Annotated in this window: 11 protein-coding genes; 7 read left to right on the forward strand and 4 right to left on the reverse strand. The window is 40.9% G+C overall.

All coding sequences use genetic code 11. From position 1 onward, the window contains the following. Positions 1 to 73 precede the first annotated feature (73 nt). Positions 74 to 1,486 (reverse strand): endonuclease/exonuclease/phosphatase family protein, encoded by a 1,413-nt coding sequence (locus tag BCU84_RS17850; protein ID WP_102529416.1) that lies wholly within the window; start codon positions 1,484 to 1,486, stop codon positions 74 to 76. A gap of 383 nt (positions 1,487 to 1,869) precedes the next feature. After that, positions 1,870 to 4,455, reverse strand: a complete 2,586-nt coding sequence (locus tag BCU84_RS17855) for an acylase (RefSeq protein ID WP_102529417.1) — start codon at positions 4,453 to 4,455, stop codon at positions 1,870 to 1,872. 1,193 nt (positions 4,456 to 5,648) lie between these two features. Here BCU84_RS17855 and BCU84_RS17865 point away from each other — a divergent pair. From BCU84_RS17865 to BCU84_RS17875, 3 genes are all read left to right on the forward strand, one after another. Then, positions 5,649 to 7,706, forward strand: a complete 2,058-nt coding sequence (locus BCU84_RS17865) for a protein-disulfide reductase DsbD domain-containing protein (RefSeq protein WP_102529425.1) — start codon at positions 5,649 to 5,651, stop codon at positions 7,704 to 7,706. A gap of 196 nt (positions 7,707 to 7,902) precedes the next feature. Beyond that, positions 7,903 to 8,781: a thioredoxin domain-containing protein gene (locus BCU84_RS17870; RefSeq protein ID WP_102529419.1), complete on the forward strand. Its 879-nt coding sequence runs from the start codon at positions 7,903 to 7,905 to the stop codon at positions 8,779 to 8,781. Between the two features lie 85 nt (positions 8,782 to 8,866). Beyond that, complete coding sequence (locus BCU84_RS17875) at positions 8,867 to 9,385, forward strand: protein disulfide oxidoreductase (protein WP_102529426.1); 519 nt, start codon at positions 8,867 to 8,869, stop codon at positions 9,383 to 9,385. A 244-nt stretch (positions 9,386 to 9,629) separates the two neighbouring features. Here BCU84_RS17875 and BCU84_RS17880 read toward each other — a convergent pair whose 3' ends face one another. Then, positions 9,630 to 9,851, reverse strand: coding sequence for a hypothetical protein (locus BCU84_RS17880; protein ID WP_102529420.1), 222 nt, complete (start codon positions 9,849 to 9,851; stop codon positions 9,630 to 9,632). A 437-nt stretch (positions 9,852 to 10,288) separates the two neighbouring features. On the opposite strand from BCU84_RS17880, the gene BCU84_RS17885 reads away from it, so the two are divergent. The 4 genes from BCU84_RS17885 (at position 10,289) to BCU84_RS17900 (ending at position 14,567) form a co-directional block, all read left to right on the forward strand. Continuing rightward, positions 10,289 to 12,337 carry a protein-disulfide reductase DsbD domain-containing protein gene (locus BCU84_RS17885; RefSeq protein WP_102529427.1) on the forward strand — a complete coding sequence of 683 codons (2,049 nt, stop codon included), beginning with the start codon at positions 10,289 to 10,291 and terminating at the stop codon, positions 12,335 to 12,337. 97 nt (positions 12,338 to 12,434) lie between these two features. Continuing rightward, entirely contained in the window at positions 12,435 to 12,956 is a 522-nt protein-coding gene (locus BCU84_RS17890) for a protein disulfide oxidoreductase (RefSeq protein ID WP_102529421.1), read from the forward strand. Positions 12,957 to 13,145: 189 nt separating this feature from the next. Further along, complete coding sequence (locus BCU84_RS17895) at positions 13,146 to 13,646, forward strand: prepilin-type N-terminal cleavage/methylation domain-containing protein (RefSeq protein WP_241906479.1); 501 nt, start codon at positions 13,146 to 13,148, stop codon at positions 13,644 to 13,646. Positions 13,647 to 13,805: 159 nt separating this feature from the next. Continuing rightward, a complete protein-coding gene (locus tag BCU84_RS17900; RefSeq protein WP_102529422.1) occupies positions 13,806 to 14,567 on the forward strand; it encodes a class I SAM-dependent methyltransferase in 762 nt (253 codons plus the stop codon). 153 nt (positions 14,568 to 14,720) lie between these two features. On the opposite strand, the gene BCU84_RS17905 is transcribed toward BCU84_RS17900, so the two are convergent. Beyond that, positions 14,721 to 15,401, reverse strand: coding sequence for an oligogalacturonate-specific porin KdgM family protein (locus BCU84_RS17905; protein ID WP_102529423.1), 681 nt, complete (start codon positions 15,399 to 15,401; stop codon positions 14,721 to 14,723). Between the last annotated feature and the right edge of the window lie 654 nt (positions 15,402 to 16,055).

Genomic DNA, 16,055 nt, shown 5'->3' on the forward strand with positions numbered 1-16,055 from the left:
ATGAAAGACATATAAAAGCCCGCTAAAAAGCGGGCTTAGTTATCTTAAAGTGGTGCAAGATTAATCAACGTAATTACAGCTCAACGTTAATCCACACTAAACGGTGATCTGATGAGACAGACTTTCCGCCACCGCCCCAGTTACCTACACGTTCGTCGTTCATCATTAAACGACCATCTTCAAATGATGCAGGCCAGAACACACCAGAATCAGTGATATTTAAATCGCTTGAAGGAATAACGTGGTCTAAACGAAGGCCTGAAGTGCTGGTGATAACATCTGGGTATTTAGTGCCCCAGTTTTCAGCTCTACATTCACCATTTGATAAACATTCAGGGCCACCTAAACTGCTTGGTGCATATACACCATGCGTAGCAAGTTGATTAACGTGGTCACTGTACATTAACCCTTTGATGGTATCTAAGTAGCCGTCGCCTGATTCAGGATCGGCATTTAAATCGCCTAGAATAACGAAAGATGAGTCAGCAGAAATACCGCCTTTAGTGCCAGCATCATCGTAAATGTAACTACCTTCACCTGAAATGTAATCGTCCCAGAATTTGATTTCTGCACGGTTAAGCAGTTTGTTATTTTCGGTAACCGTGTCGAAAATAGGGGGGGTAGGGTGAGACATTAATAAGTGAATCACTTTGTCGCCATCAGCAGTAGGGATGATGATTGGCGCATCAACGTGGTTTTTAGATGACATTGGCTTTTCAGCCCAAGCTTCTGCTGTGTACCATTCATCACCACAAGCCATACCTTCAGGAATTGGATTGTTTTCGTCTTCACAGTTAGTGATAGTTGGGTTTACTTCACCTGGCATATCTTTCCACTTAAAGTTTTGGAAAGTACGCACGTTGTCTGTATCAATTGGGTATTGTGATAATAGTCCGAAGGCATATTGACCGTGGTAGAAACCAAAGCCCCATGCATCACCTGGCAATGCGACAGTGCCATTACGATCTAAGTCGTGATCACTTAATAGGCCAGTGTTAGTGGCAAAGCTCTCAGCATACCCGAATTGAATAGGCTCAAGTAATTCAACATCATCAGATGTCGAACCTAATGCGTTTTGCGGCACTGAAAGGTAGTTTAAGCGGAAACCTTGAATGGCTTGTTGGTCTTCACCTGTCCCGTCGTTATTGAACTCACCCATTAATAGAACTGCTGGGCGCTCAGTTTGAATAATCGCTGCTACGTTACGTATTTGAATGACTTTTTCTGCAACTGCGAGTTCATCGTCAGTTAATGTGCCGTCAAACCACTTGTCCATTAAATCCTGCTGAACAGCCGGTGTTAGCTTCATTTCTTCAACAAGATCTGCGTAGGTACTTCTGTCAAAAGAAAGGTTATAGGTACCGATACGAACATCTGTGGTTTCAGGTGTAGGTTCACCTGGGTAATAATTGTTGGTTTCGTCGTTGCAACCCGCTAGTAATGCAACACTGACAGCAAGTGCTGCAGCTGTTTTGAATACTTTCATTTTAAAACCCCATTGTTATTTATATATGCTGCCTTTAGTGGAAGCTGAGTGGGATTTTATACAAGTGTTTTTATATGTTCCAAATAAAACATATCAATGTAAACAGTAGGTTGCGATTTTATCTCTTTGTTGTTTTTGTGCTTGAGGTGGGTGTTAATTTGGTTGTGTTTTGGTTATTTGTTTTGATGTTTATTGCTGATTGCTTAAGTTGGTGGGCTGATGTGATGTGATGTGATGTGATGTGATGTGATGTGGTCAAGTAAATCTGTACACACTTAGCGGGAGCTTGTTGTAAAGCTTGAGCACTTAAATTTTGCTGACAAGGTTAAAAAAATGGGCAAGACATTAATAGCGTCAGTACCCATTTTGATTATTGAGGGTATTTATTCACCTTTTTGAAAGCTCAGCTCTGTGGTGCTTTCTACCGAAGCCGCAATATCAGATTCAGCAAACAAAAGCGGTCTAAACTGTTTTTCAGTTGAATATAATATGCTTTGATCAGCAAAGGCTGGTTTAAGAATATTACTCGACTCAGAGTAAGTTAATATGCCTTTTGCGACAGGCCCTTCATCGGTGAAGCTCACCGCCATCATCCAGCTAGAACCATAGCGGATTTGATATCCTTCTGCAGTTAACCCTGAAGAAAGCGGTGCACCTGAAACTGCATCCATCACTGCAGCATATTTGTGCTGTGGTATTAACGTATCATCGCCAGATAAGCTGGTGGAGAATACATTAAAACCACCTTCTGCGTTATGTGTACCTGGCCAAGGTAGTTTAGTCCCCGAAGCCGTGCCATTAGGCAGTGATTTTTCAACGAACTGAACCGTTCCCATTGTTGAATCAACGGTAAACCCAGCAGCTTCAACATTCATAGCTGCGCGTGCAAGCGCCACGAGCGCACTACCATCAGTGGCTAATGTGTTGGGTGTCATGGCTGCATTGGTGGCATCAAATGGCACTGATAACATGGTGCTTTGATCGAACAGATGGGCAAATTCACGAATTAACGCGCCGCCGACACTGTCGTTATCTTGCTTGCCGTTCCAAGCCGTTAATGCACCACATGCAGCACTGATGTCTTTTGACTGGGTTGCACTTACTTCTACAGGAGTATCCGCTTGTGCTTGGCACTGGCTGATTAAATCACTGAAAACCAGATCGTTTAAAAAGATTCGGTTGGATAAGACTGCGGCTTCTAACTCATCAACATTGAACTTACCGTCATCACCGGCCGCATCTTCCATCAAGGTTAAGCCCATTCGGGTTCGCAATGATAATTGACCGCGTTCAGGACCGTACATAGGTGAGTAGTTTTCCAGTGGCTGAGCTAAGTTAGTTGACCAAAATGAGTTATTTGAGTTTTGTACGAAATCAGTTCGCTCAAGCTTTGGTGCTCGCTCATAAGGCATTGGGCTATCAAAATGAAAAATTGACGTGTTCCCCGGTAAAATGGTAAATCCTGCCTGCTCTCTTGCGGCAATGATATCAGGGTTGGTTTTTAATAAGCTCACGGCAAAGTCAGTTAAGCCTGGTACCGTAGAATCATCAATATAAAAGGCATTGCCTTCTTTATCTGCATACATAGTGTTATTAAATATAACCCCGTCAAAGCTTTTAAACGCTTGCTGAAACTCCTCTTTATTTGTTGCACGGTTCATAGCAAACCAATGATCGATAGGATCTTTATTTGCCATATTGGCATCTTGAAGCATAAAGGCTTGGCCATCATCCCAACCAAAGGGAGCAAGGGCTGCTGGGGCTTCAACAATGGGGCCTTTAGCTGTGGTGTAAATATCTTTTTCAGCAATAAGCATTCCTGCTGCGCCGCCATTAACCAAAACCTGTACGGTTTCTTTGGTAATTGGCATTGGGCTGCCTTCATACATATATTGCATGCGGTCGCCACTGACGAGCTCAAGGTTATACATCACAAAATGTTCAGCAGTTGAGAAGGTATGCGTCCAAGCTAAATCCTTGTTAAAGCCAATATTAATTAACCCTGGCATGCCTACTAATGAGCCGCCCATGACATCAAGTTGACCAGGGATCGTCACATGAGATTGCCAAAAACGTAAGTTACCCGTATGCGGGAAATGCGGATTACCTAACACCATGCCTTTACCATTTTCAGTTTTATCTTTGCCTAAACCCCAGCCATTTGAGCCTAGGTTACGTGGATTGGTTTCTGGCGTGGTAATGGTGTTTGCTCGAGCTAGTAGCTTATTATTCACATCTTGAATGAAGGCGGTTTGAGATGGAGACGGTGCAGGGCCGACGATACGAGGAAGATACTCTTCTCCGTCACCAGGATTGGCGTAGAAAATGAGGTCTAAGAAGTTTGCTGCACCGGGTAGCAGGGCGATTGAGAAGAGATAGTTGGCAATGTCGACGCCTTCAATCGGTTTAACCCAAGGTTGGCCGGCACAAAATGGTTCTGCTTCTTGTTCACCTGCTTCAACATCGGCTAGGAATTGATTGTAGCCTGCGCTAAATCCTTCCATTAACGCACGGGAGTTATAGCTAAATTGTGGATACTGGGCTTCCGCCATTTCTCTTATTTTTAATGCTTTATAGGCGAAATCAGAAACCAGGTTACCGTTATCTTCTGCAGTAGGTAAACCAGTGGCAAAGTCAATTGAGGCGTGGGGACCAAAGTACATCGAACGTTCAGAGTTTGCTTTAATAAATCCATCAGCTAAGACACATAAGTTATCTTGTGCTTGAGCATAACCGCTACCAAAGCCCAAACTTTCAAGGTTGTCAGCTTGAATGTGGGGAACCCCATATGCAGTGCGGCGAATTTGCGCTTTAAGCATTCCGTCTGGGGCAAAAGCTTGTAATGGTGGAGTGACTTCAGGTTCAGGTGTGACTTCTGGCGTTTTTGAGTAGTCAGTGTCGTTACCACAACCAGCGAGAAAGACTGTTGACGCAACGCCAATAGCCAGCATGAGCTTATTCAGGTGCATTATTTTGTTCAAGATAATTATCCTTATTATTGTTGTCTCAGCAATTTGCATTGTTGAGTGAGTCTCACTTTTCCTTGTGTCTCAACTTTAAGCGTTAACAGCCTCAATCGTGATTCCCATCATCACTTGTTGATTGTGTGAAAATCTTAAATACAACAAAAACACTTATTTGATTAAATCAATCATTCAAACGTATGTCTACATATACCTGTATTAGTTGATGTTAATTTATAGATTAAAATCGTTACGAAAATAAACGACTTCGTTAACGGTTTGAGGCGTAAATGATGAGGGGTTAACCGATTAACGCACGGAAAGTACTTATGGGTTCATTAGTGAAATAATTAGCAAAAACAGTGAACTATTTTAGAAGAGCTCCGGTCTTATGCTGCAACTGACGCTAACGGCTATTCTGTAATTTTTATTCTGGTACTAGCTTATTCCATGCTGATCCGTTAGATTGCGCTCCACTCGATATTGATGCAATAGAGAGTGAGTCACTAGCAATTAATTCATTCGCTATTTATTCAATATTTTTTGATTAAATACGATAGGTTCAAAAAAATAGAGGCTAATATTTTTAACACGATTTCTCATCCTAAGGTTAAGCAGTGGACAGCCAAACTGTTCATGCTACTGACATTATTTTGCTTATTGCAAAATGGTGGGATGGCGTCGTTGTTTATTAATAGCCTGAACCTGTCGAGTCTGCCTGCTGCCAATGTCAGCTTGATGGCTACTCAAGTGGCTAAAATAACGCCAATACCAGCGGTTGAATCAACATCTAAATCTGCAACTGCATCTACAGCTAAATCAACCAATTCGGCAGATTTTTCAAATGAGAGTGAGTTCAAAATGTGCGAACTCTCTGAGAAATCAATGCGAAGCTGTGTGGATAGCCCTTCAGTATTATTGCTGCTGGTTATTCTGAGTAGTTTTGCGATACTTCCCTTTATACGACCTGGTCTATTAGGTCGCCTGTCATATCACTGCCACGCCAAACCTCGGCGTATACATATCTCTTTGTGCCGCTTTCAAGAGTGAAGCCGCAGATAAACCTCACATTGTTTGCTTTTTCTAAGCTCATTGCCGTTATTTAACTGATTTCATCGGTTAAATCGATGCTACTTGAGCCCATTGTTATGTGTTAGGAGAATCTGTTGAAGATTTTTAAATCATTCTTACAATCATTGATGGTATTGATTTCACTCAGTATCAGTTTATCTGCCGCCGCAGCGACAACTGGGTGGTTAACCAATGAAAACCACCCACCGGTAAAAGTACGCTTTATGCTGACGGGTGAAGTTAACCCGCAGACCAATATCCTCCCCGCCACGCTTGAAGTGCAATTAGAAGATGATTGGAAAACTTATTGGAGAACACCTGGTGAAGGTGGCATCGCGCCAAAAATCAATTGGGAAGGTTCAACTAATCTTGCTGATGTAGATTGGCAATGGCCAATGCCAGAATCATTTTCATTAATGGGGCTGCAAACCTTAGGCTATCAAGGTGAGGCGATTTTCCCGTTATCATTGAAAGTCGATGATATTGATTCAAACACACACCTAAGTGGAAAATTTACGCTCTCGTCGTGCATCACAATATGCGTATTGACTGATTATCAGCTTGACCTTGAATTTGTGCCAAGTGAACTAAGCGCAGATACCGAGGCGATGTTTAGTTTCAATAAAGCGATATCTTCAGTGCCGCAAAAGGTGATTGTAGATAAGGGCGATACGCTTGAAGCAAACACGATTAGCATCGGTTTTGATACAGAGCAACAGCTACTGCAAGTCACTTTAGCTGATACCAACTGGCAGCAACCAGAGATCATTATTGATGGTGAACCAGACAGTACCTTTAAATTATCCAGCATTAATTACCTAGATAAAGGTGATGGCCAAAAAACGTTAGTGGCTGTTTTTGATGTCAGCAGTTGGTTGGGCGAGCCCGATATTCTCAATAAGCCTTTAAATGTCACCATTGGTGATGCTAATCGTGCACTTGAGTATTCAGCGGATGTCAGACCAACTTTTGTTGAAAAAAATGCCAGTTCACTCATTACTATGATGCTGTTTGCTTTACTCGGCGGGCTTATTTTAAATGTCATGCCGTGCGTGCTCCCAGTATTAGGTATGAAGCTCAGCAGTGTTATTGCCGCACCCGATTTACAGAAAAAGCAAATTAGACAACAGTTTATTGCCTCTGCAATGGGCATCATGGTGTCGTTTGGGTTATTAGCTGCCTTTATTATCACGCTTAAGTTTACAGGCCAAGCCATTGGTTGGGGCGTGCAATTTCAAAACCCGTGGTTTATCGGCTTTATGGTGCTGGTTACCTCGATTTTTGCGCTGAATATGTTGGGCGCATTTGAGATAAATCTGCCATCGAGCTTTCAAACCAAACTGGCTACCACGGGTGGCAATGATCATCGAGGTCACTTTTTACAAGGCATGTTTGCTACTTTGCTGGCCACGCCATGCAGTGCCCCTTTCTTAGGCACGGCGGTGGCATTTGCACTGGGTGCTGATGTGGTGAGTTTATTGGTGATATTTACCTTCCTTGCATTAGGGATGGCATTACCTTGGTTGTTGGTGGCTGCATTTCCTCAAATTGCCCGCTACTTCCCTAAACCTGGCCGTTGGATGAATACCGTTAAAGTGGTGTTCTCAGTGCTGTTATTACTGACAAGTTTGTGGTTAATCAGTTTGTTATCAAGCTTTGTTGCAGTTTTGACATTATGGATGGCCGCAATGGTGTTAGTCATCACTTTCTTTGTGTTAATGGCTAAGCATTATGGTATTTCAGCGGTTATCGCCAGCTTTAGTATCGGTCTGATATTCACGGCCATTGGTGCATTTGCCACATCTGATGACTGGTCACAACCATTACCGACGGATTTAGTGTGGACACCACTTGACCAACAACTCATCGCTGCAAAAGTCGCTGAGGGGAAAACGGTGTTTGTGGATGTGACCGCTGATTGGTGCATAACCTGTAAAGCCAATAAAGTTGGCGTGGTGCTACAAGACCCGGTTTACAGTGCCTTAAAACACGATCATATGTTCTTGATAGAAGGAGACTGGACCACGCCTTCAAAGCTGATTACTGACTACTTACAAAGTCATAATCGATTCGGAGTGCCATTTAATGTGGTTTACGGTCCTAATGCGCCTCAAGGCATAAAGTTGCCTGTAATTCTAAGCAGTGAACAAGTGCTGGCGGCGATTGATAGCGCATCAGGCAGTTAAGCTCACTCAATAAGCCAGTGAAATGAATAGCGCGACAATGGGCTATTCAATTCTTTTTATCAGTACCTGGCTATCGAAAATATAACGATAAAAGTCGATCTATTAGTGACAGCTATTCATGGTTTGCACTGCCAATTAACCGTGGCAAATGAAACTGCATTAATAGCAATCGACATCACTAAATTGGAAAATAAAAATGACAGTATTTAATAAGAAAGCTTCTAACAATAAAGCCTCTAACAATAAAGTACCTAATAAGAAAGTCGCTAAATTTTTGCGCTCGACCCCGTTACAGTTATTCGCCATAGCGGGTTTAACCGCGGGGGCATTTATGCTGATGTCACCATCACCTATCATTGCAGCTGCCAATGCCAGTGACACTGCACTAAGTGTCGAGCAACAACAAGTAAAAGCCATTATAAAAGATGCCTTAACTAATGATCCTGAGCTACTTAAAGAAGCCATTATTGCATTACAAATCCGTGAGCAACAAGGCGCTGAGTCCGCTGCGCAGTCGGTTCTGCAAGAGCATCATCAACAGCTTTACAATACCGCAAGTGATCCTTTTAAAGGAGCTGAAAACCCTGAAATAACCATGGTTTATTTTACTGATTTTAACTGTCCATATTGTAAGAAAATTGAGCCCGCTATTAATAAGCTTGTCGAACAATATCCGCAGTTAAAAGTGGTTATCAAAATGGTGCCCCTGCAGGGCGAGGGTTCACGTGTCGCCACTGAACTTGCGCAAACGGTATGGTTAAATGAACCAGAAAAATACTTAACACTTAAGAATAAATTAATGGAAAGTCCACGTGGGTTGAACGGCAATACCATCGCCAAAGTGGCCAAAATGACAAATACTGAGCACTGGCTAACCAATACCGACTCAGCAGTGGCTAAACAAGTACATGACAATTTAACATTGATGCGCAATATCGGCTTAGGTGGCACTCCAAGTATGATTATTGGCGATACCGTTATTCCAGGCTTAGTGTCTTATGAAGTTTTAGAGTCGACTTTACAGCAGGCTATTAGCAGTCAGGAAAATAAGAAACAAGCGGTGAATGATGAGTAAATTACCCTCAACAGGCACTCCTAGTAGGGAAGCGGCTAATATGGAAGCGGCTAATATGGAAGCGGCTAATAACGAGAGTACCAATATGGACACAGCAACAGTGTCATGGTTTAAAAAAATGATGGGCTGGTTAAAACAGATCATGCTGTTTTTGGCATTTTCTATCGTGGTAACAGGCCTGTTCGACATTTGGCGCGGCAAGGATATCGAAAGAGATAATCTACCAGACATGAAGGCGATAAGCTTAAATGACGAAATGGTTGATGTGCTCGCAATGAGCCAAGATCAAACGGTATTAGTGTACTTTTGGGCCTCATGGTGTCCGGTGTGTAATTTTGTTAGCCCTGCTGTTGATACTTTGTCTGCCTATTATCCCACAGTGTCAGTGCTGATGAATTCAGGTACTGATGAGAAAATGAAGCAATACTTGCAGCACAAAGACTATTCGTTTGACACGATTAACGATAATGAAGGTCTTCTTGCTCAAGATTGGTCTATCCGAGTGACGCCAACCATCATGGTGTTTAAAGAAGGCGAGCTGGAATATTATACAACCGGTTTTACCAGTTTGCCGGGTATATGGTGGCGAATGGTACTTGCTTAATCGATAAACCGTCGTTAAATTTTAATTAAATACGAGTCGATACTTTATGAGTATCGACTCTTTTTTTACAGAAAATACGTTTGTAAGTTGTTGTTTGGAAGGTTTTTATTCACCTTGAAGTAAAAATAGATTCAATTAAATAATGCTAATCTTGAAATGTTACTTCTGATGCTTCTGTTATTTCTGATGCATCTAGAAGAGGGATACGAACAAATCAACAATAATGAAAAACGTTCGAATGGTTTTAGGTTAATTGAGCTTTAATCATGATTAATATTTTAGCGTTCTGCCAAGGGAAAAAGCTTGTAATGGTGGAATAATTTAAAGAGTGACTTTTAGGAGTGACTTTAGGAGTGACTTTTGGCGTTTTTGAGTAGTTGGTGTCGTTACCACAACCAGCGAGAAAGACTGTTGACGCAACGCCAATAACCAGCATGAGCTTATTCAGGTGCATTACTTTGTTCAAGATAATTATCCTTATTATTGTTGTCTCACTTCGCTAAAAAATGAGTGAGTCTTGCTTTCCTTATGCCTCAACTCTGCGTTTTGTTCTCACAAATTCGCTAACAACAAATTACTTTCTCTAAAGTAATTCCCCCCAAGTACAACAAAGACACTGCTTACGATTAAAGTAATCATTCAAACGTATACTTATATTTAAGCTGTTTCAGATTATGTCATTTACAGCGTCTATGTTTGGATATAAAAGCACCAGATATATATTGATGTGTGGCGTTTAAACAACCAGCATCACAAAATTTATTTAACTCAGCTAAATAGTGTGGATCATGATGAACTATATTCGGTAAAGTCCGGTCTGATGAAAGTAAAATAACGTTTACCGTTAATTGAGTGCGCTAAAAGGAAAGATCTTTGAAAATATTCAAATCTGTTGTGATATCAATGTTGCTGCTAATGTCAGCCGTTGTCAGCTCGACCACAATTGCCGCGACAACCGGTTGGTTGGTTAATGACAACCATCCGCCTGTGAAGGTCCGCTTTATGCTGACTGGTGAGTTGGACACCGCGACTAAAACGGTACCTGCAATTCTTGATGTGCAATTAGATGATGATTGGAAAATGTATTGGCGTACGCCAGGTGAGGGCGGTATTGCCCCTAAAATCGACTGGGGTGAATCGACTAACTTTGGTGCAGTCAATTGGCAATGGCCGACGCCGCAACAATACACCATTATGGGGTATAAAACTCAAGGTTATCAGGGCGAAGCTGTATTCCCTATTCACATCACTGTCGACGATATTAATGCCAATACTGCGTTAAGAGGAAAATTTACATTATCCTCATGCACCACGGTTTGTGTGTTAACTGATTATCAACTAGAACTCGATTTTACCGCCAATGAATTACAAGCTGATACTGAAGCGATGTTTGCTTTTAATAAAGCGATTTCAACAGTACCTCAACTTGTTGATGCTGAGGCCTCTGCTCAAAATGTTCAAATTGGTTGGGATACTGCTCAGAGCTTACTACAAGTGACTGTATTAGACAGTCAGTGGCGCAAACCGCAAGTGATTGTTGATGGCGACAAAGAGACTAACTTCAATCCTATAGGCGTGACTCGTCAATCTCAGCCCGATGGCAGTGATGCTTGGGTGGCGCAATTTGAAGTATCGAATTGGTCTGGCGATCCAAAATTGCTTGAGAAACAACTCAATGTGACAGTAAGTGATAACCAACGGGCTTATGAATACACTACTGGTGTGCAATTAACCTCAATTGAAGCTGCTGGTAGCTCTTTGTTAACGATGATGTTATTTGCGCTAATTGGTGGTTTGATTCTCAATGTTATGCCGTGTGTATTACCGGTATTAGGAATGAAGTTAAGCTCAGTGATTGCTGCGCCCGATCTTCAAAAAACACAAATTCGCCAACAATTTATCGCATCAGCGCTAGGCATTCTGGTTTCATTTTGGCTACTAGCGGCTTTTGTCATTATGCTTAAATTTACCGGCCAAGCTGTTGGCTGGGGCGTACAATTTCAAAACCCGTGGTTTATTGGTTTCATGACCATAGTGACTTCGGTGTTCGCCCTTAATATGCTGGGTGCCTTTGAAATTAATTTACCTTCGAGTTTACAAACAAAACTGGCTACAACAGGGGGTAATGATCACCGTGGTCATTTCTTGCAAGGGATGTTTGCCACCTTACTTGCCACACCTTGTAGTGCACCGTTTTTAGGTACAGCTGTTGCATTTGCATTAGGCGCTGATGTGCTCAGTCTCATTGTGATATTTACCGCATTAGCTATTGGTATGGCACTGCCTTGGATATTGGTTGCTGCATTTCCGCAAGTGGCGCGTTACTTCCCTAAACCGGGTCGTTGGATGAACATTGTTAAAGTGTTCTTCTCGGTATTATTACTGATCACCAGTTTGTGGTTGATTAGCTTATTATCAAGTTTTATTACTGTGGCTGCTTTATGGGTCATTGCTGCAGTGTTAGTACTTACTTTCTTTGGTTTGATGGCGAAGCAATATGGACTTCCTGCCGTAATTGCCAGTTTTAGTATGGTCATCATTATTGCTGCCATTAGTGCGTTTGCAACGTCAGATGATTGGTCAAACCCGCTACCGACTGACTTAGTCTGGACTCCTCTTGAGCAAACAGAAATCGCTGCGACTGTAGCGCAAGGCAAGACAGTGTTTGTTGATGTGACCGCGGATTGGTGTATTACCTGTAAAGCCAATAAGGTTGGAGTGATATTACAAGACCCCGTATATTCAACACTTAAGCAAGACAATATCATGTTAGTTGAAGGCGACTGGACCACTGCATCGCAACCGATAACAGATTACTTGCAAAGCCATGGTCGTTTTGGGGTGCCATTTAATGTGGTTTATGGCCCTAACGCACCCGATGGGATCAAGTTGCCAGTGATTTTAACAACAGAGCAGGTCTTGGCGGCGATTGAGCGAGCATCAGGTAATTAGTCATTTTTAATGTGTTGAACTGAATACAATGTAGATGATGCTCGGTCTTATCAGTGAAGTGAACCATCATCAGTTAACACATTGGAATGAATAGAACATGGCTGATTTAGATAAAAAAACATGGATTCAAAAAGGATTAAGCGGGATTAAACAATTAGGCATAATGTTGCTGTTGTTTTTAGTTGTTTCTACCGCAGTTGATTTGTGGCGCGGCAAGGATATTCCCACGCAAGATTTGCCACATATAAGCGCCTTGGACTTGGATGGCAACTTGGTTGATGTGATGGCCATGAGCCAAGAGGCGCCAGTTTTAGTTTATTTTTGGGGGACATGGTGCCCAGTATGCAACTTTGTCTCACCTTCAGTGGATATATTGAGTAACTATTATCCTGTGGTATCAGTAGCAATGAGCTCAGGTAGTGACGAGCGCTTGGCACACTTCCTAGATGATAAAGGCTATACGCTCAGTACCATTAATGACAAACAAAGCTTTTTAGCGAGAGAGTGGTCAGTACAAGTGACGCCGACAGTCATGGTGTTTAAAGATGGCGAGTTAGCACATTACACCACTGGTTTTACAAGCCTGCCGGGTATGTGGTGGCGAATGGTGTTCGCTTAATATTATTAATATGTACTTAGTTTTTCTATTTGAATAGAGAGTTAGCAACGAGTAACTGGTAACTATCAATTAGTAACTATAAATTGGTAACTAATAGAAAGTCAGTCGCAAAAATATGCTCGTTTCTTGAAAGTTAGCGATTTTACAGCCATAAGTAAGTAACGATAAATTTTACTGAAAGTGACCAAAGTGATAAAAAATAACAATAGCAAAGGGTTCACACTGATTGAATTGGTGGTGGTTATTATCATTCTAGCCATCATTGCGGTTGTTGCTGCACCAAAATTTTTGAATATTAAAACCGATGCTGTTATCGCAAATTTAGCAGGGATTGAAGGGAGTTTAAAATCTGCCAATACGTTGGTTTATTCAAAATCTGCTATTCAAGGGCAAGAAGGCCTTAATTCGGGCCTAGTTGATTTAGATGGTCAAACAGTAACGACCTCATTTGGTTACATAACACCATCAAAGGATAACATCGAAAAGATTGTTGAAGGGGCTTTTGACACCATCACTATCGCTGATTTAAATACTCCTGTTACAGAAGATTGGGGCATTTTTGATTTATTTGGAATTGTGTCAATAATCGTTCCGCGTGGATATGCTTTTAGTGACACTTGTTTTAGCTTTTATCTAGTCTTACCTAATGCAACTGAGCCTACTTACACGACTAACACTAGTGGCTGTTAACCTTTTAAACCTGCGTATTATAGGGGCAATTAACTAATTTCCTCTGACATATCTAAATACATTTTCTTCGTACTATCTATCCTAAAATTACTTATATTAGTAGCTGCAAATTTAAGCTAAATAAAGCTTACTGTTTTAAGTTATTTTTAGGGATGAAATATGAAAACGACAATACTTGCCTCAATGATATCAGCTTCAATGTTTTTAACTTTTACTGCTTCTGCTGCAATTACGCCTTTTCAACAAGAAGTGATTGAGGTGATGAAAATGGAGCACAGAACTGATGCGGATAAGTTGAGGGATGCAAACCGCACTCCCGAAATAGCACTTGATTTTTTTGGTTTAAAGCCTGATATGAAAGTGATTGAATTTGTCCCTGGAGGTGGTTGGTATAGTAAAATTCTGGCTCCAATACTTAAAGAAAAAGGTGAGCTTCATATTGCGTTTAAAAAAGAGTGGCTAGATGAAATGGATGATCTGCTCTCGATAGACGCGATGAGTAAAACCAAAAAGCTACCTATTGAACTTGATTGGAACTCAGAAGAGAGAAGATTCAACTTGGGGAATATTGATTTTGGTATGTCAGACGCAGATATGATGCTCAATATCCGTGAGTATCATAATTTAAATATAGAAGACAAAACGAAATTAAATAAAGCGACTTTTGAAGCGTTAAAACCTGGCGGTATTTATGTCATTGTCGATCATACTCGTAGACATATGATGCCTGAAACCGTTGAAATGCGTCGCCGTGAAGATCCTATTGATGTTATTTTAGAAGTACAAGCTGCAGGTTTTGTATTGGAAAAATCATCCAATATGTTTTATCGACCAGATGATGAACTTCGCTATGAAGTGGCTAGAAAATCGGTAAAAGGTAATACTGATAGGTTCACGTTAGTGTTTAAAAAGCCGTATTAGTTATATTGCCAAGGGTATGCTTTAGGTAGGTTAATTTTGCTGTTTAAAGCTAAAGCTGTGTTCAGAGAAGGATTATTCTCTGAACAATACATCATCTTTTAAAGCTGGCTTAGCTTTTATTTGTATGATTTATTCGTGTGGTTTGTTTGATAGTTAAAAGCTGTAACGAATTCCGATACGGCTTCTTAGTTCTCTTTGGCTTGAATCATCTGAGACCGAAACATCGCCAAACTCTACCCAGGGGGACCAATTTCCGATTTTATAGTGGGCAGTTAAATTATTCTCATAATTTGTTCTGCTATCGTTATATAACAAGTATTCTGAGTTATCGGCATAGTAGTAATTCCCCTCAAATCCAAAGGTCCAGTTTTCAACTTTATAACCTATATTCACCGTATAGCGATGGCGTAGGTGTTTAATGTCTTCCCCTGGCTTTACATCTAAGCGATAGCGTCCACTTAGAGATAAACCGTCAATGGCGTCTGATTTGTAAGTTAAGCGAAGTTGGGGCTTGTAGGTGGCTCCTGATGAGCCAAACTCAATTGGCATTCCCGTAATGAGTGTCCATTGGTCATTGAGTTTTATGCGATAGCCTAGGTCTAATTCAGAGCCATTTGATTGTAAGTCTTCCATGAACTTACCTTCAGCCCCTTTGAATTTTAGCTCTAAGCCGACTGAGAAACGACCATCAAAAGTATGCCCCATTTTTACACGGCTAGCATGCTGATCAGTAGAGCTTTTATATTCCTGACGGAAGTCTAGTGAAGCAGCATCAGCATTTGAACACATTAACAATACAACGCAAATCAATAAAACTAGTCTATGTAATGACATCACTAACTCTATCTAGGATTAAGTTGATTTGTATTACAATATTAATTAATGAAATTTCCAATATACAACTTAATGAAATGTGAGCGATGACATGATTGGCAGTTAAAGAATCTATTTTAGGGGTAATAAGTAGACAAAAAAATTACTTATAGTTAACCCTGTAACATAACTGGCTGTTAGTTAACAATTTTGAAACGGGCGTGGCGTAAGCATGGGTGACAGCTAGCAAGGATCTGAAGCTTTTGAAGGCATGATCTATATAGTACTTAAAAGTATTACTTATTTATTTCAGTTAGATGGCACAGATATAATAACTATTTCTGATCATTTTCTTAGTTTACTAGGGATATTGTTGACTCCACGATACCGTGGCGTGGATTTTGGCTGTTTAATGATTTATGGCTAACTACATTGCGTACTTTATACACTTTTATCGTGTACTAATCTGAGTGCTGATTCATTATCTAAGAAACTAAGTCACCCAATCGTCAATGATTTGACTTTGTATTCAAGTATATCGACAGATAATGCTGCTTAGTGAACTTGACTGAGTTAAAGCAGGTATCAACGATATGTTTCACAACTTTTATATTATTTATATTGTTGAAGATTAAAATGAAGTAAAGTAGTCGTAAGTGATTAAAATATAATAGG

Origin of the sequence: Shewanella sp. 10N.286.51.B7, from assembly GCF_002873615.1 — a bacterium.
Taxonomy (GTDB): Bacteria; Pseudomonadota; Gammaproteobacteria; order Enterobacterales; family Shewanellaceae; genus Shewanella; species Shewanella electrodiphila.